Origin of the sequence: Nonomuraea sp. NPDC050556 (assembly GCF_044457355.1) — a bacterium.
Lineage (GTDB): Bacteria > Actinomycetota > Actinomycetes > Streptosporangiales > Streptosporangiaceae > Nonomuraea.
In genome coordinates, this window is record NZ_JBITGU010000004.1 from 416,178 (window position 1) to 440,168 (window position 23,991).

Genomic DNA, 23,991 nt, shown 5'->3' on the forward strand with positions numbered 1-23,991 from the left:
GCCCTGATTTTTCAGTCGTTGTCGAGGCCCTCCAGGACCTGGTGTGAGATGTCGGTCAGGGTGTCGAGCTGATCCTCGGTGAGCGGGTCGATCAGCCAGCGCCTGACGTGCGCGATACGTTGCGGAATGGCGCTGTCGATCGCCGCCCGGCCCGCCTCGGTGAGCACGATCATCGCGCCCCGCGCCGGCTCGGCGCACTGCTCGCGGGCGATGAGGCCACGCTCGCCCATGCGGGTGAGGTGGTGGTGCAGCCTGCTCTTCTCGTAGTCGATGAAGCCGCCCAGCTCGTAGGGGCGCAGCCGTCCCTCGGGGGCCTGGGCCAGGGCGGTGAGCACGGCGAAGTCGGGTTCGGAGAGGCCGGTGTCGCGCTGGAGCTGCTGGCCCATGTGACGCCAGAAGCGCACCTGCATCTCGAAGAAGGCGCGCCAGGCGCGTTCCTCTCGCTCGTCGAGCCCGTCCATACCGCCCAGTCTATCGACGGTTGACGCATCAACCCGACTTTGCCTATGGTTGACACATCAACTGAGAGAGGATCTTTCATGACACGCATTGGGATCATCGTCGGCAGCACCCGGCCCGGCCGTACCGCCGACACGGTCGCGCGGTGGGTGCACGACCTCGCGAGCAAGCGCGACGACGCCACCTTCGAGATCGTCGACCTCGCCGACTACGACCTGCCGCACCTCGACGAGGAGACGCTCCCGTCCGTCGGCCAGTACGGCAGGCCGCACACGCTCGCCTGGGCGCGGACCATCGACTCCTTCGACGGCTACGTGGTGGTGACGCCCGAGTACAACCACTCGACCTCGGGGGCGCTGAAGAACGCGATCGACTTCCTCTACAAGGAGTGGAACAACAAGGCCGTCGGTTTCGTCTCCTACGGCGGCTCCGGCGGGGTGCGCGCGGTGGAGCACCTGCGGCTGATCGCGGCCGAGCTGCAGCTCGCCGACGTGCGGGCACAGGTCGAGCTGAGCCTTTTCACGGACTTCGAGAACTTCTCCGTCTTCGCCCCCGCAGCCCGGCAGGAGGACATGCTGACCAGGCTGCTCGACCAGCTCATCGCCTGGAGCACCGCACTGCGCTCGGTGCGCGCCGCCTAGTGGTATACCGTTATATGTGCTCATCCTGCTGAAAGCGGCGTTCGTCATCGGCTTCGACGGCGCCGACCACGTCATCCACCGCGACGGCGAGATCGTCTACCGCGACGACACGATCGTGTTCGTCGGCCGCGACTACCCCGGCGCGGTGGACGAGGTCGTCGACCTCGGACTGGCCGTCGCCGGGCCCGGCTTCATCGACCTCGACGCCCTCGCCGACATCGACCACGCCCTCCTCGACTCCTGGCACGCCTCCTTCGACGGCCTGACCTGGTCGGAGGACTACTTCCGCAACAGGCGCCAGGCCGTCTTCCCGTTCGAGGACACCGCCTTCATGCGCGAGTACGCGCTGACGCAGCTCGTGCGCAACGGCATCACCACCGCGATGCCGATCGCCGCAGAGACGCACAGCGCGTGGGCGGAGTCGTACGACGAGATGGCGGCCACGGCCGCGTCGGCCGCCAAGCTGGGCCTCAGGATGTACCTCGGGCCCAGCTACCGGTCCGGCGTGAACGTCGTGCGCGACGACGGCACGCGCGACGTCCTGTGGGACGAGCCGCTCGGCGTCTCCGGCCTCGCGGACGCGGTCCGCTTCTTCCAGGACTTCGACGGCTCGTACGGCGGGCTGATCAGAGGCGCGCTGCTGCCGTGCCGCATCGAGACGCTCACCCCCGGCCTGATGCGGGCCACCGCCTCCGCCGCCGCCGAGCTGGGGTCGCTGGTGCGGCTGCACTGCCTGCAGGGCTCCGGGGAGATCGAGCTGCTGCGTTCCTGGTACGGCAAGCGGCCCCTCGACCTGCTGCGCGAGACCGGGCTGCTCGGGCCTGGGCTGCTGATCCCGCACGCCGTGCACCTCGACATCGCCACCGAACTCGCCGCGCTGGCCGCGTCCGGGGCTTCGGTGGTTCACTGCCCGCTGACGTCGGTGCGGTACGGCTCGGCGTTGCGTTTCGACGAGTTCGCGGCTGCCGGGGTGAACCTGGCGCTCGGCACCGACTCGTTCCCGCCGGACATGATCAGGAACATGGACTACGGGAACAACCTGGCCAAGCTGGTCACCGGACGGCTGTCCGCCGGGGCGGCGGCCGACTACTACCGGGCTGCCACGCTCGGCGGCGCTCGGGCGCTGGGCCGTACCGACTTGGGACGGCTCGCTCCCGGGGCCAAGGCGGACATCGTGGCGGTGTCGCTCGCCTCGCCACGGGTGGGGGTGTACGACGACCCGATCAGGACGATGCTGATGAACTGCTCGGGGTCCGACGTGTCCACCGTCGTCATCAACGGCAGGACCGTGTTGCGCGACGGCTCGCTCCCGGGGGTGGACGCCGAGGCGATGCGCGTGCGGGCGCAGTCCTACTTCGAGCGGATGAAGGCCGCCTACTCCACCCGCGACCACCTCCGCCGCCCCGCCGAGACGCTCTTCCCGCCTTCCTTCCGCACCCTCTGACCGCCGTTCGGGTCTCGGGAGGTTAGCGCGACCGCCCGCCGGGATGGCGCTCGGTGCCACCGGAATCGTCATCCGATCCTCCTCCCGGCTTCACTCGGGAGGCGCTACACGGGATGCAGCGGGTGCTAGAAATATCGCCATGGGTGCATGGGATATCGGACCTTTCGGCAATGACGGCGCTCTCGACGCCTTGGGCGATCTCGACGGGGCGGCCGACCTGGAGGAGGCGATGGCCTCGGCGATGCGGGAGATCCTCGACGAGCCCGGCTACCTGGAGAGCCCGGAGCTCTCCGGGGCGATCGCGGTGGCCTGCCTGGTGGGCGCGCGGATCCTGGGCGAGGAGCGGGACTCGGTGGCGGCGAAGTGGCTGGCGGCCAACTCGTTCGCCGCGACGGCCGACCTGCGTCAGGCCGCCTTGGCCGTGCTCGACCGAGCGACGACCAAGGACGACAACGAGGTCTACGAGCTGTGGGAGGACGCGGGCGCCCAGGACGAGTGGCTGGCCACCCTGGTCCCCTACCGCCAGGCGCTGACCAGCTAGACGGTTGAACAAAGACCAGGTGGTGAAACAAAAGCTAGACGGTGTAGCGAGAGCTAGACGGTGACCGCGGCCGGGGTGGGCTCGCTCGGGGTCGCGACGGCCGCGACCAGGGCGAGCGCCCCCGCCAGCGCGAAGGCCACACCGAACCCGGTCCCCGCGATCAACGCACCGACCACGCCGGGCGTGACGGCCGAGACGATGTTCTGCGCGGTGTTCTGCGCCCCGAGCGCCCGCCCCGCCCAGGCGGATCCGGCCAGCTCGGAGACCGCCGTGAACGCCAGCCCGTTGCCCGACATCGAGATCACCAGCGCCGCGATCATCAGCGGCAACCCCCACGAGGTCTGCACCGACGCCGCCAGCAACACCATCACCACCCCGTTGACCAGGGCGAGCTGCCGCATCGGCCGGACCCTGCTGCCGACCGCGTCCGACCACCGCCCGCACGCCAGCCGCCCCGCGGCACCCAGGAACTGCGCCCCGGCGACCAGCTGACCGGCGGAGGCGACGTCCCAGCCCCTGGCCGAGACCAGGTAGGTGACCGCGAAGGCCGCCGTCGCGAACTGCGGCACGACCAGCAGCGCGCTCGCCCCGTGCACCCGCCACAACCCGGCGTCCCGGTACGGCGACGCCGTACGTGAGGCAGGTCCCGAAGCACCGCGCGCCGGGTCGCGGACGAACGCGAGCACGGCCACGGCGGTGACCGCGCAGATGACCGCCATGGCCAGCAACGCCCCCTGCACGGTGGCGAAGCGGGGCGTGACGGCCCCCGCGACCGCCACGCCCAGCGGCGTCGCGGTCTGCCTGAAGCCCATGGCGACCCCGCGCCGCTCCTTGGGGAACCACCCGAGCACCACCCGCCCGCTGGCCGCGTTGGCCGCCGCACCGCCGGCTCCGGCCAGCGCGAGCAGGACGGCCAGCACGACGGGGTCACCGGTGGCCGCCGCTCCCGCCAGGAACGCGGCGGCCATCACCAGCCCCGCCGTCATGGCCAGCCGCTCGCCGAACCGGTCGGCGACCCAGCCCCAGGCGATGAGGGTGAACAACATCCCCGCGCTGGGTGCGCCGACCAGGATCCCCGCCTGGGCGAGCGTGAGCCCGAACTCCGCCCGGAACGCGGGCAGGAGGAACGGCAGGCCGTACATGAAGACACATCCGGCCCCTTGGGCTGCCATACCGAGGCTCAACATCATCCAGCGCATGCACGAGACCTTAGAGCAAGTCTCGCTTAGTGGGACAATTCATCTCTTATTGTGAGACACATAGCACGTGCATTTCTCTTGCCAGATAGTCTTCGCGTAGATAGTCTATGCACAGAGCAAATGAGCGAAGGAGAACGCCATGTGGGACTACCAGCACGCCGCCGAGACCACCGCCGCCCCCGAGGCGCTGTGGCGCCACTGGTCGGACATCGCGGCCTGGCCGCAGTGGAACGACGGCATCGAGAAGATCGAGGTCGACGGCCCTCTCGCGGTCGGCACCACGTTCAGGATGACCCCGCCCGGCGACGACCCCATCGAGATGCGCATCGTCGAGGTCGTCGCAGGCGAGCTGTTCACCGACGAGATGGACGCGGGCGACTTCGTGGTCCGTACCGTGCACAGGCTCGACCGCCTGGACGGCGGGCTGACCCGCGTCACCTACCGCACCGAGATCACCGGCGCGTTCGACCCCGAGCTCGGCCCGGCGATCACCGCCGACTTCCCCGACGTGGTGGCCGCGCTGGTCAGACTCGGTGAGCGCGGATGAGGCGCATGCCGTCCGTCTCGACCGGCCTGGCGCAGTGGGCGCACGTGACCTGCGGCTCCAGCACCTGCCCGCAGTCGTGCTCCCACACCGTCGGCGGCTCCCCCCGCGTCACGTAGCGGTCACCCCAGTCCATCAGCGTGAGCAGCACCGCGTGCAACCCCCGGCCGGCCTCGGTGAGCACGTACTCGTAGCGCGGCGGATGCTCCTCGTACGGCACGCGCTCCAGCAACCCCACCTCGACCAGCTTGCGCAGCCGCGCGGCCAGGATGTCGCGGCTCGCCCCGGTGTTGCGGGCGATCTGGTCGAAGCGCCGCACGCCCCAGAAGACCTCGCGCATCGCCAGCAGGCTCCACTTCTCGCCCACGACCTCCAGCGCGTTGGCGATCGAGCACTCCCGTGGCATACCTCACACTCCTGTCCGTCTTGATTTCCAACTTAGCAGATGAGACGGTGAGTTTGATTTTCCAACTAACAACGGAGGCATGATGCGGGACGCGGTGATCGTGGAGGCCGTGCGCACGCCCATCGGCAAGGGCAAGCCCAACGGCGCGCTGCACGACGTCCATCCGGTGGAGATGCTGGCCGGGGTGATCCGCGCCGTGGTCGAGCGCACGGGCATCGATCCGGAGGAACTGGACGACGTCATCGCCGGGTGCGTCGACCAGGTCGGTGACCAGGCGCAGAACATCGCGCGCTGGGCGGCGCTGTCGGCCGGGCTCCCGGAGAGCGTGCCTGGCACGACGATCGACCGGCAGTGCGGCAGCGGCCAGCAGGCGGTGCACTTCGCCGCGCAGGGCGTGATGTCCGGCGCGTACGACCTGGTGATCGCGGGCGGCGTCGAGTCGATGAGCCGGGTGCCGATGTGGTCGAACGTGCTGCCGGGCTCGGACCCGTGGGGCCCCGGCGTCCAGGCGCGTTACCCGGAGGGCCTGGTGCCGCAGGGCATCAGCGCCGAGCTGATCGCCGCGAAGTGGTCGCTCAGCCGCGAGGCCCTGGACGCCTACGCCGTCGAGTCGCACCGCCGCGCCTCCTACGCCTGGGCGGAGGGCCGGTTCGCCCGCGAGGTCGTCGGCAAGGGCATCGACGAGTCGGTCAGGCCGGGCACGACCCCCGAGGTGCTGGCCGGGCTCAAGCCCGCCTTCTACGACCCGGCGATGGCCGAGCGCTTCCCGCAGATCGACTGGTCGGTCACGGCGGGCAACTCCAGCCCGACCAACGACGGCGCGTCCGCCCTGCTCATCACGACCAGTTCGCTGGCGGCCAAGCTGGGCCTGCGCCCGAGGGCCAGGTTGCACTCCTTCGCCGTCACCGGCTCCGACCCGCTGCTCATGCTCACCGGCGTGATCCCCGCGACCGACAAGGTGCTGCGCAGGGCCGGGCTGGCGCTGGACGACATCGACCTGTTCGAGGTCAACGAGGCGTTCGCCAGCGTGGTGCTGGCCTGGCAGCAGGAGACCGGCGCCGACCCGGCCAAGGTCAACGTGAACGGCGGAGCCGTCGCGCTCGGCCACCCCCTGGGCGCCAGCGGGGCGCGCCTGATGACCACCCTGGTCAACGCGATGGAGCAGCGCGGCGCCCGCTACGCGCTGCAGACGATGTGCGAGGGCGGCGGCATGGCCAACGCCACGATCCTGGAGGCGCTGTGAAGATCGCCGGTGTGACGGCCCTCGTGACGGGGGCCAACAGGGGGCTCGGGCGGGCGTACGCGCAGGCCCTGCTGGCGCGCGGCGCGAGCCGGGTGTACGGCGGAGCGCGCAACCCGGCCACCGTGACCGACGAGGGCGTGCTGCCCGTCGAGCTGGACATCACCGACCCCGCGCAGGTCGCCAGGGCGGCGGAGCAGTGCGGCGACGTCACGCTGCTGATCAACAACGCCGGGATCCTCAGCGGTGACGCGCGCGCCGAGATGGAGGTCAACTACTTCGGCACGATGGCCGTGTCCAGGGCGTTCGCGCCGCGGCTCGCGGACGGCGCCCTGGTCAACGTGCTGTCGGTGCTGTCGTGGATCTCGCTGCCGAACGCGGGCACCTACGCGGCGTCGAAGTCTGCCGCCTGGAACCTCACCAACAGCCTGCGCGCCGAGCTTCGGGCCCAGGGCACGCTGGTGGTCGGGGTGCACGCGGCCTTCATCGACACCGACATGGCCGCCAGGGTGAACGCGCCGAAGATCAGCCCGGACGAGGTGGTCGCGCAGACCCTCGACGCGATCGAGGCGGGCAGGGAGGAAGTGCTGGCCGACCAGCTCACCCGGGACGTGAAGGCGGGCCTGGCCGGTTAGCGCGTCAGGAAGTCGAGCAGCAGCTTCCTGTAGAGGTCGGGACGGCCGTTGGCGACCGAGTGACCGGCGCCGGGCACCGCGACGAAGGTCGCGTCCGGCAGGACCTCGGCGTACTCCTTGGCCACCTCCGGCTTCAGGTAGTCGCACTCGCCGCGCGCGACCAGCGTCGGCACCCGCACCTCGCGCAGCTTCGGCCGCGGGTCGGGCACCGGGTCCTGCGAGGTCAGCTGGTTGGTGTAGAAGCCGGGCTGGTTGTCGTGCACCGGCGCGGGCGGCGCGCCGGGGCAGCTCGTGGCGTCCTTGGCGGCGAGGAGCAGCGCGCGGAAGCTCGCGTCCGCCTCACGGTCGGGCACCAGGGCGCGCGCGGACGCCGGGTTGAGCCCGAGCAGGACGCTCTGCACCAGGAAGCGCAGGGAGACGTCCGGTTCGCCGTCCTTGCCCCAGGGCGAGCCGGCGCCCTCGGGGAAGGCGGGATCCCAGATCGGTCCAGGGGAGGTCAGCACCGCGCGCTCGACGCGGTCGGGGTGAGCGGCCATGTACGCGGCGGACAGCGTGCCGCCGAACGACCTGCCGACCAGGATCACCCGCTCGGCGCCGAGCTTCGTCCTGATCGCGTCGAGGTCGGCGACGTGCCTGGCCATCGTGTAGCCGGTGACGTCGTCCAGGCGGGTGGAGCGCCCGGCGCCGAGCTGGTCATAGGCGTACACGTCGAACCCCTTGGCGGCCAGTTCCTCGCCGCCCTCCGGGATCCCCTCTCCAGGCGTGCCCGGCCCGCCGTGCAGGAAGAGCACAGGGTACGGCCTGGCCGTACCTCTGGCAGGTTCCCTGTAGTAGGCGAGGCGGGAGCCGGTGGGCAGGTCCCAGAACCGCACCCCGGCGGGGACGGCCGCCCGCGCGGGCACGTCGGCCGGGCGCAGCACCGTGACGGCCGTCAGGCCGCACAGCGCGGCGGTGACGACGGCGACGTACGGCCACACCCGGCGCCAGCCGAGCGCCCGCGCACCCCAGCGGCCGAACAGCCACGCCGTCCCGGCCACCGCGAGCGCGCCCGCCCCGGCGAACACCGGCACGGACGGCACCACCATCGCCACGGCGAAGAACCCCAGCACCCCGGCGACGGTGGACAGCACCACGCCGAGCGTCAACAGCAAGAAACCTCTCATGCGCCCAACGCTAGGAAAGCGATCGTCCGTTCTCTTCCTGCCCGCGAACGGTCACCTACCCCGCCGCGCGGCGGGGTGCACGAGGCCCGTCTCATACGCGGCGATGGTGGCCTGGAGGCGGTTGCGGACGCCGAGCTTGGCCAGGACCACCGCGACGTGGTCCTTGACGGTGGGGGCGCTGATGCCCAGGTGTCCGGCGATCTCGGCGTTGCTCAGGCCGGTGGCGACGAGCTTGAGCACCTCGGTCTCGCGCGGGGTGAGGTTGGTCGGGGCGCTTTGCTGTGGTTCCTGGACGAACCTGGCGAGCAGCCGCTTGGTGACGGCGGGGTCGAGCATGGCGTCGCCCTTGGCGACGACGCGGACGGCGTCGATCACCCGCTCGGGTTCCGCGTCCTTCAGCAGGAACCCGGCGGCGCCCGCGCGGAGGGCGCCGAAGACGTAGTCGTCCATCCCGAACGTCGTCAGGACCACGACCCGGGTGCCCGGGAGCTCCTCGGTGATGCGGGCGGTGGCGCGGAGGCCGTCGAGGCCCGGCATCCTGACGTCCATGAGCACCACGTCGGGGCGGATCTCCGTGGCCAGCTCGACGGCCTCCCGGCCGTCGGCGGCCTGGCCCACGACTGTGAGGTCGGGCTCCGCGTCGAGGACGGCGGCGATGCCCGCCCGCACGACGGTCTGATCGTCGGCGACCAGGACCGTGATCACTCGGGAAGCCATACCCGTATCGTCCCATCCGGCCCCGACGTGACCTCACCACCCACCGCGTCAACGAGCTCCATGACCCCTTTCACGTCAGCCCCTTTCCCACCCGCGCCCACCGAGGCGCCCTTCGCGCGGGTGCCCGCCGAGGCGCCCTTCCTGTCCGTGCCCGCCGAGGCACCCCTCCCGTCCGTGCCCGCCGAGGCACCCCTCCCGTCCGTGCCCGCCGGGGCACCCCTCCCGTCTGTGCCCGCCGAGGCGCCCTTCGCGCGGGTGCCCGCCGAGGCGTCCTTCGCCAGCCCTTTTTCGCTCATGCCCGCCACGGTCAGGCCGCCGTCCAGGTACGACACGGTCACCTCGTCGGCGTGCTCCAGCAGCCGCTCCGCCACCCGGAACACCGCCACCTCCGTAGCCGGGTCCAGCTCGCGCCGCTCCCCCACCATCCGGACGACCGCACCCCTGCTGGAGGCCAGCGCGGCAACCCCGGCCAGGGTCGGCGCGGGCTCGGCCGTCTCGCCCATCTCCTCCAGCAGATCCCTGAGCGTGGCGAGCCCCGCCCTGGCCTCCGCCAGCACGTCCGCCAGCCGTCCCGCCTCCGCCGCCGTCACGACCGCCTCTGCCTGCCGTACCGCCGTCCGCCGCAACCCGGCCGCGACCCGTTCCCTCTCGGCCTGTACGGCTGCCGCCGCCCGCTCCCCCGTCGCCGTCCGCGCCCTGGCCTCACCCACCGCGAGCCGCGCCCGCCACCCCCCGACCCCCGCACCCAACCCCCAGGCCAATGCAGCAGGTACGGCCACGCCCAGCGCCAGCACCGCCCACGCCCCCAGCCGGTTCCCGACGATCCCCGGCCCAGCCGCGAGCGCCAACCCCCCGACGGCGGCCACACCGAGCACCGCCACGGCTCCCTTCCTGGTGAGCCCGATGGCGTAGAGCAGCGCCAACTCCACCCACGAACACCACAGGAACACATCCCCCGCCGGTGGCGCGGCCCTGGCGACAACCATGACCGGATAGATCGCCAACGCCACCGCAAGCCCCCAGCCCGGCGCCCGCCGCCGCCACGCCAGCGGGAGCGCATGCAGCGTGGAGAGCGGCAGGAGCAGCGCGAGATCCGAAGGAACGTCGTCCAGCAGACTCGTCCCCACCGACAGTCCGACAGCCAGCGCCACCAGCGCCCAGTCAGCCCCACGCCTCCCCCGCCACCCCTCCCCACGCCCATCCCGCCACCCCTCCCCACGCCACCCCCACCAGCCCTCCTCGCGCCTCCCCCGCCACCCCTCCGCACGCCTCGCTCGCCAGCCCTCCCCACGCCTCCCTCGCCAGCCCTCCGCACGCCTCGCTCGCCAGCCCTCCTCGCGCCCATCCCGCCGCACCACCAACGGAACCCGCGCCACCACCTCCCACCCACCCTGTGGACTCGCGCCGCTGGCGAGAGACCCCGCGGGAACAGGCCCCGTGGTCGGGTCCCCCATGCGGGGAGGCTCCATCGCGAGAGGACCGGTCGCACGGGCCTCCGACGGACAGTCCCCCATCGGGCGGGCCTCAGTCGGGCGGGTCTCAGTCGGATGAGGCCCCGTCGGGCGGGCCTGGGTCGGGCGATCCGCTGACCGGCGGGGCTCCGAAGGACGGGCTTCTGACGGGCGAGGCTCCGACGGGCGGAGCCCCATCGGGCGGGCCTCTGACGGGCGAGGCTCCGACGGGCGGGGGCCAGTCGTGAGGGGGCCAGTCGGGCGGGGGCCGGTTGTGAGGGTGCCGCCGCAGGCGGCGACGGCGGTGCGGAGGCCCGCCAACCCCCGGCCCGTCCCCAACGTGTGGGAGGGCGCCGAGGGCTCGCCGTTGGTGACCGTCACCACCAGGTCGCCGTCCTCGGAGGTGATGTCCACCGAAACCTCGGCGCCCGGCGCATACCGGGATGCGTTGGTCAGGGCCTCCCGGACCACGCGGTACGCGACCGCCGCCACCTCGCCCCGCGCCTCGTCAACCGTCCTGCGATACACCACGCCCGGACCGGCCAGCGCGTCCAGGTCGGCCAGCCGTACCACCCCAGGCACCGTGAGCGCCGAGAGTTCCTGTACGGCCAGCCGCCCCTCCCCCGCCGCATACGACAGGACCTCCTCCTGCCCCGACCCCAAACGCAACGCGGACGCCGCCGAGACCACGATGCCGGTGAGCCGATGAGCCGCGGTGTCGTGCAGCGCCCCGGCGAGCCGCAGCCGCTCCACCCCCGCCGCCGTCACAGGCACCGCCTCGGCCCGCGAACGAAAGACGGTGAGAGCGTCACGCCGGGCCAGGACGCGCCGCCGCCACCGCCCCAACGCCCACACCACCGCCGCCACCCCGGCAGCCAGCAACAAACTCCCCGCGACGTCACGCACCCGCCACCCGGCGACGCCCGCCGCCACTCCGGCGGCAACGACGAAGCCCAGCGCCACGGCCCCCGCCGTCCCGGCGGTGCGCCGCACGGCCACGCCGTACACGACAACGACGGCCAGAACCACCCACAGAACGATCAACGCAGCAGCCCGAGGAGCACCTCGCCCGCCGCCACCACGGAACGCGGACCAGGGGGCAGGACCCGAGCACTGCTGAGCACCTCGTCCTCCGTCCCCCCGAACATGATCAACCCACCCAGAGAACGCACGCCCACCTCGGCCCCGAGCCGAACTCCACCAGGCGTGACGAGGACCGTGTCGGGGCCAAGGTTCTCGTGGACGATGTCCCTGCCGTGGATCGCGGTCGGCGCCACCGCCAGGGTCTCCAGCCGCACGCCCACAAGCGGCCCGTCGTGGCGGAGCGAGAGGGCCGGGATGGCCTCACGCTGCCCTTCAGTCGCGATCACGGCCGCCTTCCGCCCGCTCTCGGCCTTCATGATCGCCAGGTTGTTCTCGCGCTCGCCGACCAGCCCCGCCACCGCCGATGAACCACAACAGAGTCCAGTCCATAGCCTCTCCCGGTCCCGGTATGGTAGGGCATTCCCCACCCTGTTCTTGCTCGACTTCTGCTATGCCGGGAGCATGGCCAAGCTGCCCTGGCAGACCCGGCCGACGCCCTCTCCATCGGCGACCCCGTCACCGACCTCGCGACAGGCTCCGGCTACGTGCAGGAGGTGGTGGCGTTCACCTAGGACGGTTCCAGGCGGCGGTAGGGCGGGACCTGGGTGCCTGATGCCTGGAGGTCCGCTTCGATGCGCGCGGCCGTAGCGAGCAGCGACGGCAGCAGGTCGCGCCGCGCCGCCTCCACCGTGGTCCTGCTGGCGTGCGTGGACACGTTGATGGCCGCCACCACCTGCCCCGAGCCGTCCCTGATCGGCGCCGCGATCGACCGCAGCCCCTCCTCCAGCTCCTGGTCCACCATCGCCCACCCCTGCACGCGCACCCGGTCCAGCTCTGCCCGCAGCGAGCTCGGCGAGGTGATCGTGCGCGAGGTGTGCCGCCGCAGCTCGACCTGGTCGAAGTAGCCGTCCAGCGAGGGCAGCCAGGCCAGCAGCACGCGCCCCATCGAGGTCGGGTGGGCGGGAAAGCGGGTGCCGATGTTGATGGTGACCCGCATGATCCGCGAAGTGGCGACGCGCGCCACGTAGACGACGTCCTCCTCGTCCAGCACAGCGACGGAAGCGGACTCGTGCACCTCCGCGACCAGCCGTTCGAGGTGCGGCTGCGCGACCTCGGGCAGCGACATGCCGGACAGGTACGCGTAGCCGAGCTCCAGGATGCGCGGCGCCAGCGAGAAGAGCCGCCCGTCGGTGCGCACGTAGCCGAGCTCGACCAGCGTGAGCAGGAACCGGCGGGCCGCCGCCCTGGTGAGCCCGGTGGATCTGGCGACGTCGCTGAGGGTCAGAGACGGGCGTTCCGCACCGAAAGCGCGGATCACCGACAGGCCCCTGGCCAGCGACTGGACGTACTCGGCGCCCCGCTCCTCCATGGAACCCCCTCCATTACTTACCTCAACGTAACTATATTGACGCGCTCCTCACTCCGGCCTAGCGTCCACCTTGCGAACCACTGTTCGGTCTCCGAACACCATGGGAGCATGATGCAGACGGTCAGAGAAGTCACCTTTGACATGCTTCGCCGCTATGGCATGACGACGATGTTCGCCAATCCCGGCTCCACCGAGATCTCGCTGCTCTGCGGGCTCCCCGACGACATCGCGTTCGTGCTCGCCCTGCACGAGGGGTCGGTCGTGGGCATGGCGACCGGGCTGGCGCTCGCCTCCGGGCGTCCCGCGCTGGCCGTCCTGCACACCACGGCCGGGCTCGGCAACGCGGTCGGCGCGCTGGCGACGGCCCGGGTGAACCGGGCTCCGCTGGTGGTGGTCGTGGGCCAGCAGGACCGGCGGCACCTGGCGCTCGAACCCTTCCTGGCCGGACGGCTGTCCGGGCTGGCCGGTGACTACCCGGTGTGGACGGGCCAGCCGGCGCTGCCCCAGGAGGTTCCCGGGGCGATCGCCAGGGCGTGGCACGAGGCGCTGACCGGGCGCGGGCCGGCGCTGGTGGTGGTGCCCACGGACGACTGGACGGCGCAGATGCCCGCCGACCACGTGATCGCCGCACCACGTGCCCTGGTGAGAGGTATCCCCATGCCGGAAATTTCAACATTGACTGCTCTGGTTGCCGCGGCCGGTTCGCCCGCCCTCGTCGTGGGGTCCGGTGCGGACGACGCCCGCACCTGGGGCGCACTGGTGGCGCTGGCAGAACGGCTGGGCTGCCCGGTGTGGCAGGAGTCCTTCGGCGCGCGGGCCGGGTTCCCGCAGGACCATCCGCAGTACGCCGGGGTACTCCCGCCGGGGCGCGGCCAGCAGCGGGAGGCGCTGTCCGGGCACGACCTGGTGCTCGTCGTGGGCGCTCCCGCGTTCCGCCACTACCAGTACGAGCCCGGCGGGCTGCTGCCCGAGGGCGCCAGGCTCGCCGTGGTGACCGACGACCCGGCCGAGGCGCACCGCAGCCCGGCCGACCTGGTCCTGCTCGGCTCGCCCGCCGCCGTCTGCGAGCAGCTCAGCGCGGCCACCCCGCCGCGCGACACCGACCGCTTCCAGCGCCCCGGCCCTGCGCAGCTCCCCGAGGGCGACGGGCTGACGGCCGCTCACGTGCTGTCCGCCCTGGCCGTACGGCTGCCGCCGGAGACCGTCGTCGTCGAGGAGTGCCCCTCCTCCAGGCCCGATCTGCACCGGCTGCTCCTGGCCAGGCGGCCCATGGGCTTCGTCTCCGCCGCGATGGGCGGCCTGGGCTTCGCGCTCCCCGCCGCTGTCGGGCTGCGCATGGCCGACCCGGACCGGCCCGTGGTCGCCGTCGTCGGGGACGGCTCGGCGATCTACGGCATCCAGGCGTTGTGGAGCGCCGCCCACTACCACGTGGGCGCGCTGTTCGTGGTGCTCGCCAACGGGCGCTACGCGGTGATGGACGGCCTGGCCGAGGCGCACGGGCGGGGCAAGGCGCCGTGGCCGGGCTTCGCCGAGGTCAGCATGAGCGGGCTGGCGCGCTCCTTCGGCTGCCCCGCGCTCCGCATCGACGGCCGTGACGAGTTGCTCGCCGTGCTCGACGAGGTGGTTCCCGGGCTGGCCGGCCGTACGGAACCGCTCTTGCTTGATGTGTCCGTAACCCCCTAGGAATCTGAGGTGCCGCGATGACCTTGCTCGACTCCAAGACCTGGTCGGGATCGTTGTTCAGCGGCGGCTGGATCCCCGCCGCCGTGACGGCGCCCGTGACGGAACCGGCCACCGGGGACGCGCTCGGGCGCATCGGGCTGGCCGGGGCGCCCGAGCTGGCCACGGCCGCGCAACGAGCGGCAGCGGCGCAGCCCGCGTGGGCGCGGACGTCCTTCGAGGAGCGGGCAGCCGTCCTCAGGCGGGCCGGGCTCGCCTTCGAGCAGCACGCGGCCGAGATCCAGGAGTGGATCACCAGGGAGTCCGGCTCGATCAGGGGCAAGGCGGCGTTCGAGACGCACGTCGCGGCGCAGGAGTGCTACGAGGCGGCGACGCTGGCCTCGCGTCCGCTGGGCGAGATCCTGCCGACGGCCAAGCAGCGGCTCAGCCTGGCCAGGCGGGTGCCCGCCGGGGTGGTGGGGGTGATCGCGCCGTTCAACGCGCCGCTGATCCTGGCCATCCGCTCCGTGGCTCCGGCGCTCGCGCTCGGCAACGCCGTACTCCTCAAGCCGGACCCGCGCACCGCCGTGTGCGGCGGGGTGTCGATCGCCCGCGTCTTCGAGGAGGCGGGCCTGCCCGACGGGCTCCTGCACGTGCTGCCCGGTGGCGCGGAGACGGGTGCGGCGCTGATCGAGCACCCGCTGGTCCGGGTGATCTCCTTCACCGGCTCGACCGCCACGGGCCGCCGCGTCGGAGAGGCGGCGGCACGGTCGTTGAAGCGGGTGCACCTGGAGCTGGGCGGCAACTCCGCGCAGATCGTGCTCGGCGACGCCGACCTGGACAAGGCGGTCTCGGCCGGGGCGTGGGGGTCCTTCTTCCACCAGGGGCAGATCTGCATGACGGCCGGTCGCCACCTGGTGCACGCATCCCTTTTCGAGGAATATGTCGCCAGGTTGGCGGACAAGGCGTCGAAGCTACCTGTCGGCAACCCGTTCACCGAGGACGTCGCGCTCGGGCCGATCATCGACGCGGCCCAGCGGGACAAGATCCACGCGCTCGTGTCCGCCGACGCCGATCGGGTGGTCACCGGCGGCACCTACGAGGGGCTGTTCTACCGTCCGACCGTCCTGGCCGGGCTCTCTTCAGGCAGTCCGGTGTACGCCGAGGAGGTCTTCGGGCCCGTCGCCCCCGTGCTCTCCTTCTCCTCCCTCGACGAGGCGGCCGCGCTCGCGTCGGCCTCGCCGTACGGGCTGTCGCTGTCGATCCTCACCGCTGACGCGATGCGCGGGCTGGAGCTGGCCGAGCGGATCCCCACCGGGATCGTGCACATCAACGACCAGACCGTGGACGACGAGGCGGTCGCCCCCTTCGGCGGCGTGGGCGCGTCGGGCACCGGCTCCAGGTTCGGCGGCGCGTCGGCCAACATCGAGGCCTTCACGGAAACTCGCTGGATCACCCTGCAGGGCCAGATCGAGACGTATCCGTTCTGATGAAGCGGTTCAACGAGCTCGGCATCGTCGTGGTGCTGGTGGCGCTGGTGGTGGTGATCGGCCTGTTCCACCCGGCCTTCCTCGACCGGGCCCAGCTGCTCGACGTCGTACGGCAGGCCTCCTACGTCGGCGTGCTCGCCTGCGGCATGACGTACCTGCTCGCCATGCGCGAGCTCGACCTGTCCGTCGGCTCCACCTACGCGCTGAGCCTCATCGCCGGTTCCATGCTCATGCGCGCGGGCGTCAACCCGTGGCTCGCCGCGCTCGGCGGCGTCGCGGCGGGCGGGGTGCTCGGCCTGGTCAACGGGGTGCTGTGCAACGCGCTGCAGATCCCGTCGATCATCGCCACGCTCGGCACGCTGTCCGTCTTCCGCGGGCTGGCCCTCGCGCTGAGCGACGGCAGGCAGGTCGCCGGGCTCCCGCGCGAGGACCCGTTCTTCACCGTCGTCGGCGGCGACCTGCTCGGCGTGCCCACCTCGATCTGGCTGCTCGTCGCCGTCGCGGCCGCGCTGACCGTGGTGTTCAAGCACACCCCGTTCGGCCACCGGGTCAGGGCCATCGGGTCCAACCCCGAGGCGGCGCGGTTCTCGGGCATCTCCATCCCGCGCATGCGGCTGCAGGTGCTGGCCCTCTCGGGCGCGCTGGCCGGGGTCGCCGGCGTGCTCACCCTCGGCTTCTTCGCCTCCGGCCAGCCCACCATCGGCCAGGGGTACGAGCTGCAGGCCATCGCCGCCGCGATCATCGGCGGCACGCCCCTGCGCGGCGGCTCGGGGACCGTCTGGGGCTCGGTGATCGGCACGATCATCCTCGGTACGGTCGCCAGCGGCCTGGTCTACTTCGGCGTCCCCATCAACTGGAGCCTGTTCGCCACCGGCATCGTCATCCTGCTCGCGGTCGCCCTCGACGCGCTGCTACGCCGTCGCGGATCAGTGGAGGTCTCATGAAACGCGCCCTCGCCGCCTTATTGCTGCTCGTGGCGGGATGTTCCGGCACGGCGTCCGGCACCCCGAAGATCGGCTTCTCGGTGGCCACGACGGACGCCGACTTCGCCCAGGAGATGGCGGCCGGCGGGAAGTTCGCCGCGGACGCGGTCGGCGGGGTCGAGCTGCAGGTCAGCGCCCCCAACTCGGTGGACCCGCCCGCGCAGGTCAAGCTCTTCGGCGACCTGGGCCGCACCGCTCCCGACGGCATCGCCATCGAGGACCTGGCGCCCGAGCTGTTCGTCCGGCCGCTGGCCGACCTGGCGGCGCGCAAGATCAGGCTCGTCGGCGTGGACACCGTTCCTGCTCCGGGCAGCAACGTCGGCCTCTACGTCGGCAACGACAACCGCGGCGCGGGCAAGCAGCTCGCCCTCGAAGCGATCAAGCTGCTCCCCGCCGGCGCCACGGGCACGGTCGTCCTCGGCACCCCCAACCCCGGCGTGCCGGTGCTCGACGAGCGGGCCAACGGGATGAAGGAGGCGTTCGCCGAGAAGCTGCCCGGCGTGAAGGTGCTGGGACCGTACGAGACCAAGAACGACCCGGCGGCGAACTTCGAGATCTGGAACGGGCTGGTCAAGGCCAACCCGGCGGCGCTCGCCTTCCTCGGCACCGGCGACCAGGACGCCTACAACCTGGCCAAGGCCAAGCAGACGAACGGCGGGAAGTACCTGGTCGGGGCGTTCGACCTGGACGCCAAGACGCTGCAGGCGGTCAAGGACGGGACCAGCTTCGCCGCCATGTCGCCCGAGCACTACTTCAAGGGGTACGTGGCGATCCGGCTGCTCGCTGAAGCGGCGAAGTCGGGCAAGGCGTTGCCGTCCGGATGGGTGGATCCCGGGCATCTGCTGGTGACCAAGGCGAACGTGGACGAGATCATCGCGCGGCAGGCTTCCGACTCGGCCAAGCGGGCCTGGCTGTCCGCCAAGGCGGACGCGTTCTTCGCCGGTCTTGCCGGGAAGCTGCGGCCGATGAGCGAGGCGAAGTAGGGCGATGTACGTCGCGTCCGAGGTCAGCAAGCGGTTCGGTGGGGTGGTGGCGCTCGATCGGGCGTCGATCTCCGTGGCGCCGGGGACCGTGCACGCGTTACTCGGGGAGAACGGCGCCGGGAAGTCGACGCTGGTGCGGATCCTCTCCGGCGCGCTGCCGCCGGACACGGGGTCGTTGCTGCTGGACGGCTCGTTCCGGATCGCGGTGGTGTCCCAGGAGCTGAACCTGTTTCCCGACCTGACCGTGCTGGACAACCTGTTTCCCGCGCCGCGCGGGCTCTACGTGGACCGGCGGGCGCTGGCTCGGCGGGCGGGGCCGGTGCTGGCCTCGCTGGAGTTCGGTCGGCCGGTCGACACGCTGGTCGGGTCGTTGTCGCTGGCGGAGCGGCAGCTCGTGGAGATCGCGAGGGCGTTGCTTACGGACCCTTCCGTGCTGATCCTCGACGAGCCTACTTCGGCGCTGCAGGCGGACGCGGTGGCGCGGCTGCTGCGGGTGCTCGCCGCGTTGCGGGCTCGGCAGGTGGCTGTGGTTTATGTGTCGCATCTGCTGGAGGAGGTGGTGCAGCTGTGTGACGTGGTCACGGTGCTGCGTGACGGGCGCAACGTGCTCAGCGGTGTGCCTATGGGGGAGCTGACGCTCGACACGATCGTCCACGCGATGCTCGGCGACCAGCCTTCGCGAGGTACGGCAGGCGTCAGCACGTCTGCGGGCCTCTCCTCTTCTGGGCTCATCCTTCGCGGGGTGCATGTGGCGGGGGCGCTCGGCGGGGTGGATCTGGAGGCGCGGCCCGGGGAGATCATCGGGTTGGCCGGGCTGGCGGGGGCCGGGCAGAGTGCGGTGCTCGACGTCGTCTGCGGGGTGCGGGGTCTGTCTGCTGGTGAGGTGGTTTTCCCCGGCGGGCAGCCCGCCCCTCGGAACCTTCGTGCGGCGATCCGCGCCGGGGTCGCCGTCGTGCCGAGCGACCGCAAGCGCCTGGGCCTGATGCTCGACAAACCAGTCTGGGAAAACGTGGCCCAGGTGCAGTCGGTGGCGCTGGGCCGTACAGGAAGGTTGCTCCGCGCGAAGGACCTGCGCGCCCGTGCGGCCGCGGCCATCGCCAGGCTGCGGATCAGGACCTCGGGCCCCGACCAGCTCACCGGCCAGCTCTCCGGCGGGAACCAGCAGAAGGTCGTGTTCGCCAAGTGGCTGGAGACCGCGCCGGGCATCGTGCTGCTCGACGACCCGACGCGCGGCGTCGACATCGGCGCCACGGCGGAAATGCACGACATCATCAGGTCGCTCGCCGCCGAAGGGCGGATCGTCCTGATGACCTCCACCGACCTGGGCGAGCTGGTGGAGCTGTGCGATCGGGTGCTGGTCTTCCGCCGCGGCCAGATCACCGCCTCGCTGACCGCCGGGGAGATCACCGAGCACGAGATCCTGCACATCGCGACGACAGGGAGCCGCAATGGCACGGTTTGACGGTCTCACCGCGGTGGTGACGGGCTCCGCTCAGGGACTGGGCCAGGTCTTCGCCGTAGCCCTGGCCTCGTCCGGCGCTCGGGTGGCCGGGTTCGACATGGCCGACCAGGGGTCCACGGCCGCGCTGATCGGCCCGTCGTTCGAGCCGTTCACCGTGGACGTGACCGACCCCGACCAGGTGCTTCGCGCGGTCGCCGCGGTCGGCGAGGCGCAGATCCTCGTCAACAACGCCGGGATCTATCCACCCATCCCGTTCGAGGAGACGTCCGTGGCGGACTTACGGAGGATCCTGCGGGTCAACGTCGAGGGACCGTTCCTCGTGACGCAGGCCCTGCTCCCCTGCCTGCGGCGGGCCGGGTGGGGGCGGATCGTCAACATCGCCTCGGCGGCCGTGTTCGCCGGGCCGCCGGACATCGTCGCCTACACCGCCTCCAAAGCGGCGCTTATCGGGCTGACCCGCTCGCTCGCCACCCTGCTCGGGCCGGAGAACATCACCGTCAACACCATCGCGCCCGGACTCACCCGCACCGACACCGCCGCCCGCAGCACCGGCGCCGACGGCGGGTTCGAACGGGTGGCGGCCACGCAGCGGGTGCCCCGCGTCGCCGAGCCGTCGGACCTGGTGTCGACGCTCCTGTACGTGTGCGATCCGGGCAGCGCGTTCCTGACCGGACAGACGATCAACGTGGACGGGGGTGCGGCGTTCCTGTGAGGACTCTGGAGGAGATCTGCGACTGGCTGGTGCCCGGGTCTGCCGCCGTGGGGGTGGCTGACTACCTCGCTTCTCGGGACGTTCCGGCACAGGACCTCTCTCCGGGCACGCCCGAGTTCGACCGCGTCCGCTCCCTGGTGATCGAGGCGTATTTCGGGGACTACGCGGCACCCGAATATTCAGGGCCGACCGGGCACGACGCGATCGGCTTCCATCCACCTCAGGCCGTACGGCTACGCAAGACGTGGGACTTCGCCGACGATCCCCCCGTGGCTTTCGGTGACGCGCAGGCGGACGTCGTGGTCGTCGGGTCCGGGGCTGGCGGCGGGGTGATCGCGGCCGAGCTCGGTGCGGCCGGGTACGACGTGCTGGTGCTGGAGGCCGGCCGGTTGCGGACCGCGGCGGACCACACGCGGTTCGAGGTGCGCGCCAACCACCGGTTGTGGTGGCCTCCCCGGTTCGTGCAGGTGGAGGGGGATGGGCCGCTGGCGCTGCTGGCGGGGAGGTGCGTGGGCGGGTCCACGGTGATCAACACGAAGGTGGCGATGCGGGCGGCGCCGTTCGACGTGGCGGCGTTCCACGCGACGACGGGGCTGGTGGGGGCGTCCGGGGGACCGTACGGGCTGGAGGACCTGGAGCCGTATTACGACCGCATCGAACGGACTCTGGGGGTGCGGACGCGTTCGGACTGGCCCGTGAGTGTCCACACGGTACGGCGAGGCTTTCAGGCGTTGGGCGCGGATCTGGCGCCGGTGGAGTCGTATACGGACTACAACTGCACCCGATGCGGTTCGTGTCTGCAGGGTTGCCCCACTAATGCCGGAAAGAACACCCTGAACACGTGGATCGCCCCCGCTTTGGCTCGTGGGGAAATCCGGTTGGCGACAGGCGTGCAGGTGTCCTCCGTCCTCATTTCCAAAGGACGGGTACACGGTGTAAGGCACGCAGGCGGAACTGTTCATGCGCCCGTAGTGGTGCTGGCAGGCGGCGCGTTGAACACCCCACAAATCCTGCAGTCAAGCCCGGGGATCCCCGAATTCCCCGGAACATTGGGTCTGCATCCAGCCCGCCTCGTCTACGGTCTGTTTCCCGACGAGATGGACTGCCACATGGTCTACCCGATCACCGCGCACTGCCTGGATTTCCAGCGAGACTTCGTCATGGAGGCGACGACGATCCAGGACCCGGTGGCATTTGCCAGCAGCCTGCCGTTGTGGGGGGTGGACTTGAAGAGGGTCATGCACGATTACCGGCGGTGGGCGGGGATGCTGGTGATGTCCAACGACCTGAACACCGCGTCCGTGGCGCCTGGGGACGTCTTCACCAAACACTTCTCCCCTGTGGAGCGGCGCCGACTGGATTCCTCATTGTCTTTTGCCGTGGACGTATTACGAGCCGCCGGAGCCACCCGCGTAATCTGGACCGGCTTGTGCACCTCCCACGTCCAGGGCAGCGCCCCCATGGGCGCCCCAGCCCAGTCAGTGGTGGACAAAGACGGCCAATCCCACAGCGTGCAGGGCCTGTTCGTGGGCGACGCCTCCCTGATCCCAGCATCCCTGTCGGTGAACCCGTCGCTGACGGTGATGGCGCTGGCATTACGGGTCGCCGAGGGCATTCAACGCGTGACGCAGGGGGAGGTCGCGGCAAGATAGAGGTCGTCCCCCTCGGCCCACACCAGGGCAAGGATGAAGTTGTCAGGACGAGATAGCCCGCTCAGGCCTGGATTCCCGTCGTCGCCTGACGCGACGATCGTGTGACCGCCCGCCTGCCAGAACGCGCGCACTTGCCGGGAAACGCTCATGTTCTCGGCCTTGGGTACATCACGTAGCCAATACTTGCGGTTGATCACTACCCCGTGGTCGAGGCAACTACTGGTCGCAACGGAATACGGGATCAGTTCCAGCCGTGGATGTGGGGTGATGGCCTCAGCCGTTTCATGGACCAATTGCTCGACCCGGTTGAGGGCTTGGGCCTGGGTCATGGTGGATTCCTGCACGGTGCACCCCGAGAGGATGAGAGCGAGAACAGCGAGGACAGCTCGACGCATGGCAGATGTCACCTCTTTGGTGGGGTCGCTACTTGGGGAAGCAACAGCTGCGGCCGGTCATCGAGAGGCTGTGGCCGAATGAGCTTGTCGTAATGGCCATTGATGATGTGGCCCATGTTGGTGAGCGATACCGAGTCCTGATCCCAATAGCTGCTATGCGCTGAAGTGAAGACGTCTCTGCCCACCGGGAAATGGTTGGCGCCGAAGGATGCGTGGCCGGGGTCGGTGCCGAAGCGGCCCAACGCCGCCACTGGGTCTCCCCCTGCCTCGCCCACCCACACATGGCCACCGCGCACCCCCAGCTCGGACGCATACCCCACCCCAACCCCCGGGCTGCCGATGAACACCAGGTCGTCAGCCAGCCGACCAGGGCGCAGACGAGCCGCATGGCCCACGGTCAGCGAGCCATATGAGTGGCCGATCACCACGGAACGGGCGGTCCCGGATGGTTCGTGGGCAGCACGCAGGCCGTCGACGAACCCGGCCAAAGCACCCCCGCCACGGGCGGCCGCCTGGGAGAAGGCCACTGATGTGGCTGGTACGAGCACCCCTGGGTCGAGTTGCGGTGCGTCGTAGCCCAGCCAGGTGATCGACGCCACTGCGCGGTCCCCGCTGGTGGCTGTGGACTGCTGCCACAACGCGCGTGCCCGCTGCAGATCACCGTGCGCCGCGTCCAGACCAGACGTCAGCCCGGAGACCGATGTGACCGTGATGTCAGCGGTGTCGGGGTCACCCCAGGAGACCACCAACCGTCCGAGGCCATCGAGCGAATATGAAAGCAGCAACGGCACAGGGTGACCGGGCATCGGCTGCAGCTCGCGTTCGATCATCTCGGCGCGTCTCAACTGGTTGGACAGCAGTTCCCAATGGCCGAGGTCAGACGGTTGCAGGGTTGTGGTGGCCGCGGAAATAGCGGCCGCCAGCCGCGCCTTCTCCAACGCCAGCGAACGCCGGTTGGCCCGGTCGCGGACCACGGCAGGCAGGCCGTTGAGCAGTCCAAATCCTGGCACGTCGAGCAACTCGTCCTGGGGCGAAGCGCGCCACCATGCGTTGATCCGACCGGCCAGCGTCGGGTCGCCTTCCTGTACGGCCAGCAGCGCAGCAACCGCTGACGAGTCCCCGGCGGACAGACGTCTCAAGAGCTCCTCTAGTTGGATATATCCGCCAAAAAGGGTGTACGCCACGACCCCGGCGGGCAACACATCAGGCGCCTCCCGGCGGACCAGTGCCAGGCGTCGGCGTAAGTCAGGCGCCTGAGCCCCTGCCCACACCCCGATCGCCCCCACCGACTGACCGAAGTCAGCGGACAAACCCACCCCCGACAGCTCGGCCGCCAGCCGCGACCCCACCGACGGCAGCACCGCGCCAGCATCGGAGAGCGCCGAGATCAAGGCCGCCATCGCCTCCGGTGATATCCCTTGATATCCGGAAGGAGCCGGACCGATGGCCGCCACCGAGGTGCCAAAAGACGGGAGCGGCGCAACCTGACCGCCCTGCCGTACGACCAGATCGGCCAGAGAGGCCAGCGCACCAGAGAACGCCGCCTGCAGAGCCACCCGACGGCCACCGAGGTCAGAGGCGAAGGCGGGTGCGCCGCCACCGACCCAGGCGTGCGCGTGCATGAGCCGCGCCGCCCCATCAAGGTCGGCATGGTGCGCGGCCGCGAGCGTCGCGACCCGGGCGAGGGCGAGCGCCGCAACAGAAGCAGCCGCACCAGAAGAAGCCTCCATGACCCGGTCCAGGATGGCAGCCCGGCGACCAGC

23 protein-coding genes are annotated in these 23,991 nt (G+C 71.0%); 13 read left to right on the plus strand and 10 right to left on the minus strand.

Going from position 1 to position 23,991, the window contains the following annotated elements; genetic code table 11:
• Positions 1-11: 11 nt before the first annotated feature.
• Positions 12-461 carry a MarR family winged helix-turn-helix transcriptional regulator gene (locus ACIBG8_RS39080; protein ID WP_397348251.1) on the minus strand — a complete coding sequence of 150 codons (450 nt, stop codon included), beginning with the start codon at positions 459-461 and terminating at the stop codon, positions 12-14.
• A 78-nt stretch (positions 462-539) separates the two neighbouring features.
• On the opposite strand from ACIBG8_RS39080, the gene ACIBG8_RS39085 reads away from it, so the two are divergent.
• The 3 genes from ACIBG8_RS39085 (at position 540) to ACIBG8_RS39095 (ending at position 3,085) form a co-directional block, all read left to right on the plus strand.
• Positions 540-1,100 carry an NADPH-dependent FMN reductase gene (locus ACIBG8_RS39085; protein WP_397348252.1) on the plus strand — a complete coding sequence of 187 codons (561 nt, stop codon included), beginning with the start codon at positions 540-542 and terminating at the stop codon, positions 1,098-1,100.
• A gap of 16 nt (positions 1,101-1,116) precedes the next feature.
• The gene (locus ACIBG8_RS39090; protein WP_397348253.1) at positions 1,117-2,544 is read left to right on the plus strand and encodes a chlorohydrolase family protein; all 1,428 of its coding nucleotides are present in this window, start codon (positions 1,117-1,119) and stop codon (positions 2,542-2,544) included.
• 139 nt (positions 2,545-2,683) lie between these two features.
• Entirely contained in the window at positions 2,684-3,085 is a 402-nt protein-coding gene (locus ACIBG8_RS39095) for a DUF4259 domain-containing protein (protein ID WP_397348254.1), read from the plus strand.
• A 53-nt stretch (positions 3,086-3,138) separates the two neighbouring features.
• On the opposite strand, the gene ACIBG8_RS39100 is transcribed toward ACIBG8_RS39095, so the two are convergent.
• Complete coding sequence (locus ACIBG8_RS39100) at positions 3,139-4,284, minus strand: MFS transporter (protein WP_397348255.1); 1,146 nt, start codon at positions 4,282-4,284, stop codon at positions 3,139-3,141.
• A gap of 139 nt (positions 4,285-4,423) precedes the next feature.
• Here ACIBG8_RS39100 and ACIBG8_RS39105 point away from each other — a divergent pair, with 139 nt between their 5' ends.
• On the plus strand, positions 4,424-4,831 hold the full coding sequence (locus ACIBG8_RS39105; protein WP_397348256.1) for an SRPBCC family protein: 408 nt from the start codon (positions 4,424-4,426) through the stop codon (positions 4,829-4,831).
• On the opposite strand, the gene ACIBG8_RS39110 is transcribed toward ACIBG8_RS39105, so the two are convergent.
• The gene (locus tag ACIBG8_RS39110) at positions 4,809-5,234 is read right to left on the minus strand and encodes a winged helix-turn-helix transcriptional regulator (protein WP_397348257.1); all 426 of its coding nucleotides are present in this window, start codon (positions 5,232-5,234) and stop codon (positions 4,809-4,811) included. The two genes, ACIBG8_RS39105 and ACIBG8_RS39110, sit on opposite strands and share 23 nt — an antisense overlap.
• Before the next feature lie 82 nt (positions 5,235-5,316).
• Here ACIBG8_RS39110 and ACIBG8_RS39115 point away from each other — a divergent pair, with 82 nt between their 5' ends.
• Both ACIBG8_RS39115 and ACIBG8_RS39120 read left to right on the plus strand, forming a co-directional pair.
• On the plus strand, positions 5,317-6,477 hold the full coding sequence (locus tag ACIBG8_RS39115) for a thiolase family protein (RefSeq protein ID WP_397348868.1): 1,161 nt from the start codon (positions 5,317-5,319) through the stop codon (positions 6,475-6,477).
• Positions 6,474-7,109 (plus strand): SDR family oxidoreductase, encoded by a 636-nt coding sequence (locus ACIBG8_RS39120; RefSeq protein ID WP_397348258.1) that lies wholly within the window; start codon positions 6,474-6,476, stop codon positions 7,107-7,109. The genes ACIBG8_RS39115 and ACIBG8_RS39120 overlap by 4 nt, the downstream gene beginning before the upstream one ends.
• Here ACIBG8_RS39120 and ACIBG8_RS39125 read toward each other — a convergent pair.
• From ACIBG8_RS39125 to ACIBG8_RS39145, 5 genes are all read right to left on the minus strand, one after another.
• Positions 7,106-8,272, minus strand: a complete 1,167-nt coding sequence (locus tag ACIBG8_RS39125) for an alpha/beta fold hydrolase (RefSeq protein WP_397348259.1) — start codon at positions 8,270-8,272, stop codon at positions 7,106-7,108. The two genes, ACIBG8_RS39120 and ACIBG8_RS39125, sit on opposite strands and share 4 nt — an antisense overlap.
• A 51-nt stretch (positions 8,273-8,323) precedes the next feature.
• Positions 8,324-8,989: a response regulator gene (locus ACIBG8_RS39130; protein WP_397348260.1), complete on the minus strand. Its 666-nt coding sequence runs from the start codon at positions 8,987-8,989 to the stop codon at positions 8,324-8,326.
• Complete coding sequence (locus ACIBG8_RS39135; RefSeq protein WP_397348261.1) at positions 8,974-11,484, minus strand: ATP-binding protein; 2,511 nt, start codon at positions 11,482-11,484, stop codon at positions 8,974-8,976. Before ACIBG8_RS39135 ends, ACIBG8_RS39130 begins: the two co-directional genes overlap by 16 nt.
• Complete coding sequence (locus tag ACIBG8_RS39140; protein ID WP_397348262.1) at positions 11,481-11,882, minus strand: hypothetical protein; 402 nt, start codon at positions 11,880-11,882, stop codon at positions 11,481-11,483. The genes ACIBG8_RS39135 and ACIBG8_RS39140 overlap by 4 nt, the downstream gene beginning before the upstream one ends.
• Before the next feature lie 209 nt (positions 11,883-12,091).
• Positions 12,092-12,892, minus strand: coding sequence for an IclR family transcriptional regulator (locus tag ACIBG8_RS39145; protein WP_397348263.1), 801 nt, complete (start codon positions 12,890-12,892; stop codon positions 12,092-12,094).
• A 111-nt stretch (positions 12,893-13,003) separates the two neighbouring features.
• Here ACIBG8_RS39145 and ACIBG8_RS39150 point away from each other — a divergent pair, with 111 nt between their 5' ends.
• The 7 genes from ACIBG8_RS39150 to ACIBG8_RS39180 are packed head-to-tail and all read left to right on the plus strand — an operon-like array spanning position 13,004 to position 21,833.
• Complete coding sequence (locus ACIBG8_RS39150; protein ID WP_397348869.1) at positions 13,004-14,575, plus strand: thiamine pyrophosphate-dependent enzyme; 1,572 nt, start codon at positions 13,004-13,006, stop codon at positions 14,573-14,575.
• 17 nt (positions 14,576-14,592) lie between these two features.
• Positions 14,593-16,041 (plus strand): benzaldehyde dehydrogenase, encoded by a 1,449-nt coding sequence (locus ACIBG8_RS39155; RefSeq protein ID WP_397348264.1) that lies wholly within the window; start codon positions 14,593-14,595, stop codon positions 16,039-16,041.
• Complete coding sequence (locus tag ACIBG8_RS39160; RefSeq protein WP_397348265.1) at positions 16,041-16,985, plus strand: ABC transporter permease; 945 nt, start codon at positions 16,041-16,043, stop codon at positions 16,983-16,985. The genes ACIBG8_RS39155 and ACIBG8_RS39160 overlap by 1 nt, the downstream gene beginning before the upstream one ends.
• Positions 16,982-18,007, plus strand: coding sequence for a sugar ABC transporter substrate-binding protein (locus tag ACIBG8_RS39165; protein WP_397348266.1), 1,026 nt, complete (start codon positions 16,982-16,984; stop codon positions 18,005-18,007). Before ACIBG8_RS39160 ends, ACIBG8_RS39165 begins: the two co-directional genes overlap by 4 nt.
• A 4-nt stretch (positions 18,008-18,011) precedes the next feature.
• Entirely contained in the window at positions 18,012-19,469 is a 1,458-nt protein-coding gene (locus ACIBG8_RS39170; protein WP_397348267.1) for a sugar ABC transporter ATP-binding protein, read from the plus strand.
• The gene (locus tag ACIBG8_RS39175) at positions 19,456-20,181 is read left to right on the plus strand and encodes an SDR family NAD(P)-dependent oxidoreductase (RefSeq protein ID WP_397348269.1); all 726 of its coding nucleotides are present in this window, start codon (positions 19,456-19,458) and stop codon (positions 20,179-20,181) included. The genes ACIBG8_RS39170 and ACIBG8_RS39175 overlap by 14 nt, the downstream gene beginning before the upstream one ends.
• Before the next feature lie 53 nt (positions 20,182-20,234).
• On the plus strand, positions 20,235-21,833 hold the full coding sequence (locus ACIBG8_RS39180; protein ID WP_397348270.1) for a GMC family oxidoreductase N-terminal domain-containing protein: 1,599 nt from the start codon (positions 20,235-20,237) through the stop codon (positions 21,831-21,833).
• Here ACIBG8_RS39180 and ACIBG8_RS39185 read toward each other — a convergent pair.
• Both ACIBG8_RS39185 and ACIBG8_RS39190 read right to left on the minus strand, forming a co-directional pair.
• Complete coding sequence (locus tag ACIBG8_RS39185; RefSeq protein ID WP_397348271.1) at positions 21,797-22,177, minus strand: hypothetical protein; 381 nt, start codon at positions 22,175-22,177, stop codon at positions 21,797-21,799. The genes ACIBG8_RS39180 and ACIBG8_RS39185 overlap by 37 nt on opposite strands.
• Positions 22,178-22,236: 59 nt before the next feature.
• The gene (locus ACIBG8_RS39190) at positions 22,237-23,958 is read right to left on the minus strand and encodes an alpha/beta hydrolase (RefSeq protein ID WP_397348273.1); all 1,722 of its coding nucleotides are present in this window, start codon (positions 23,956-23,958) and stop codon (positions 22,237-22,239) included.
• Positions 23,959-23,991: the final 33 nt, after the last annotated feature.

Coding starts and splice junctions, on each gene's coding strand:
- ACIBG8_RS39105 (WP_397348256.1), top strand. CDS start 4,424: ATGTGGGACTACCAGCACGCCGCCGAGACCACCGCCGCCCCCGAGGCG.
- ACIBG8_RS39155 (WP_397348264.1), top strand. CDS start 14,593: ATGACCTTGCTCGACTCCAAGACCTGGTCGGGATCGTTGTTCAGCGGC.
- ACIBG8_RS39085 (WP_397348252.1), top strand. CDS start 540: ATGACACGCATTGGGATCATCGTCGGCAGCACCCGGCCCGGCCGTACC.
- ACIBG8_RS39100 (WP_397348255.1), bottom strand. CDS start 4,284: ATGCGCTGGATGATGTTGAGCCTCGGTATGGCAGCCCAAGGGGCCGGA.
- ACIBG8_RS39080 (WP_397348251.1), bottom strand. CDS start 461: ATGGACGGGCTCGACGAGCGAGAGGAACGCGCCTGGCGCGCCTTCTTC.
- ACIBG8_RS39175 (WP_397348269.1), top strand. CDS start 19,456: ATGGCACGGTTTGACGGTCTCACCGCGGTGGTGACGGGCTCCGCTCAG.
- ACIBG8_RS39095 (WP_397348254.1), top strand. CDS start 2,684: ATGGGTGCATGGGATATCGGACCTTTCGGCAATGACGGCGCTCTCGAC.
- ACIBG8_RS39125 (WP_397348259.1), bottom strand. CDS start 8,272: ATGAGAGGTTTCTTGCTGTTGACGCTCGGCGTGGTGCTGTCCACCGTC.
- ACIBG8_RS39170 (WP_397348267.1), top strand. CDS start 18,012: ATGTACGTCGCGTCCGAGGTCAGCAAGCGGTTCGGTGGGGTGGTGGCG.
- ACIBG8_RS39110 (WP_397348257.1), bottom strand. CDS start 5,234: ATGCCACGGGAGTGCTCGATCGCCAACGCGCTGGAGGTCGTGGGCGAG.
- ACIBG8_RS39160 (WP_397348265.1), top strand. CDS start 16,041: ATGAAGCGGTTCAACGAGCTCGGCATCGTCGTGGTGCTGGTGGCGCTG.
- ACIBG8_RS39150 (WP_397348869.1), top strand. CDS start 13,004: ATGCAGACGGTCAGAGAAGTCACCTTTGACATGCTTCGCCGCTATGGC.
- ACIBG8_RS39165 (WP_397348266.1), top strand. CDS start 16,982: ATGAAACGCGCCCTCGCCGCCTTATTGCTGCTCGTGGCGGGATGTTCC.
- ACIBG8_RS39115 (WP_397348868.1), top strand. CDS start 5,317: ATGCGGGACGCGGTGATCGTGGAGGCCGTGCGCACGCCCATCGGCAAG.
- ACIBG8_RS39145 (WP_397348263.1), bottom strand. CDS start 12,892: ATGGAGGAGCGGGGCGCCGAGTACGTCCAGTCGCTGGCCAGGGGCCTG.
- ACIBG8_RS39130 (WP_397348260.1), bottom strand. CDS start 8,989: ATGGCTTCCCGAGTGATCACGGTCCTGGTCGCCGACGATCAGACCGTC.
- ACIBG8_RS39190 (WP_397348273.1), bottom strand. CDS start 23,958: ATGGAGGCTTCTTCTGGTGCGGCTGCTTCTGTTGCGGCGCTCGCCCTC.